We start from the raw sequence: 1,253 nt of genomic DNA, 5'->3' as shown, positions 1-1,253 counted from the left end.
TGGGTAAGAACCTGCTGGTGGCGATCATGCCGTGGGAGGGTCACAACTACGAGGACGCGATCATCCTGTCGCAGCGGTTGGTGGAGGAGGACGTTCTCACCTCGATTCATATCGAGGAGCACGAGATCGATGCTCGCGACACCAAGCTGGGTGCCGAGGAGATCACGCGGGATATCCCGAACGTCTCCGATGAGGTGCTCGCGGATCTGGACGAGCGTGGCATCGTGCGTATCGGTGCGGAGGTGCGGGACGGTGACATCCTGGTCGGCAAGGTCACTCCGAAGGGTGAGACCGAGCTGACGCCGGAGGAGCGGTTGCTGCGGGCGATCTTCGGTGAGAAGGCGCGTGAGGTGCGTGACACCTCGTTGAAGGTGCCCCACGGTGAGTCCGGGAAGGTGATCGGTATCCGGGTGTTCTCCCGGGAGGACGACGACGATCTGCCGCCGGGTGTCAACGAGCTGGTGCGGGTGTATGTGGCGCAGAAGCGCAAGATCCAGGACGGTGACAAGCTCGCGGGCCGTCACGGCAACAAGGGTGTCATCGGCAAGATCCTGCCGACCGAGGACATGCCGTTCCTGCCGGACGGTACCCCGGTCGACATCATCCTCAACACCCACGGTGTGCCGCGTCGTATGAACATCGGCCAGATCCTGGAAACCCATCTGGGCTGGATCGGCAAGGCAGGCTGGAATGTCGACGTCGCAGGCGACGGCACTCGCCCGGATTGGGCGCAGGCGCTGCCGGAGGAGATGCTGGGCGCTCCGGCCGACTCCAACATCGCCACGCCCGTCTTCGACGGCGCGCGGGAAGAGGAGCTGACCGGTCTGCTGTCCTCGACGCTGCCCAACCGCGACGGCGAGCGCATGGTCAACGACGACGGCAAGGCCACGTTGTTCGACGGTCGTTCGGGTGAGCCGTTCCCGTACCCGGTGGCGGTCGGCTACATGTACATCCTGAAGCTGCACCACCTGGTCGACGACAAGATCCACGCGCGTTCGACCGGCCCGTACTCGATGATCACCCAGCAGCCGCTGGGTGGTAAGGCGCAGTTCGGTGGTCAGCGTTTCGGTGAGATGGAGTGCTGGGCCATGCAGGCCTACGGTGCGGCGTACACGCTGCAGGAACTGCTGACCATCAAGTCCGACGACGTGGTCGGTCGCGTGAAGGTCTACGAAGCGATCGTCAAGGGCGAGAACATCCCGGAGCCGGGCATTCCGGAATCGTTCAAGGTCCTGCTCAAGGAACTCCAGTCG

The 1,253-nt window shown here is 64.0% G+C and carries 1 protein-coding gene; it reads left to right on the top strand.

The genetic code is table 11. The features are described from left to right. The coding region (locus ACL03I_RS39330) for a DNA-directed RNA polymerase subunit beta (RefSeq protein WP_459561401.1) at positions 1-1,253 on the top strand (1,253 nt) is incomplete at both ends.

This window comes from Nocardia sichangensis, from assembly GCF_047200615.1.
GTDB lineage: Bacteria > Actinomycetota > Actinomycetes > Mycobacteriales > Mycobacteriaceae > Nocardia > Nocardia sichangensis.
The sequence above is the reverse complement of the archived record's forward strand: the minus strand, read 5'-3'. Positions and strand labels throughout refer to the sequence as shown.